The 424-nt window shown below is 66.0% G+C and carries 1 protein-coding gene; it reads left to right on the plus strand.

The genetic code is table 11. The features are described 5' to 3' along the window. Positions 1-58: 58 nt before the first annotated feature. On the plus strand, positions 59-424 hold a 366-nt coding region (locus tag ACLD7X_RS19195; protein ID WP_425625533.1), incomplete at its 3' end, for a class II aldolase/adducin family protein.

A 424-nucleotide genomic window follows, 5' to 3' on the forward strand; every position in this document is an offset into this window, starting at 1 on the left:
CGCCGGCGACAAGGCTGCGGCGAGAGAGGCTCATGCGGTTCATCCCTGGGCGTCCGGTGTGGCGAAATATCAGCACCGGCTGGCGGCGCCGCGCAAGGCGTCACGCTGCTTGACACCGCCCGCCACGCGCCGGATCGTCCCACCCCTCAGCCCGAGGGCCACGCGGATGAACATGATGACCGGAGCGGCCAGGTTGCCTGGTTGCAGCGCCGAGGAATGGGAGGCGCGTTGCGATCTCGCGGCGCTCTACCGCCTGCTTTCTCATTTCCGCATGACAGACATCATCTATACGCATCTGACGGCGCGCGTGCCGGGATCGCACGACCACTTCCTGATCAACCACTACGGCGTGCTGTTCCACGAGATGCGGGCCTCGGATCTCGTGAAGGTCGATTGCGACGGCAGGATCGTGGAGGAGGCGGAG

It is taken from the genome of Aphanothece microscopica RSMan92, from assembly GCF_046613545.2.
GTDB lineage: Bacteria > Cyanobacteriota > Cyanobacteriia > PCC-6307 > Cyanobiaceae > NIES-981.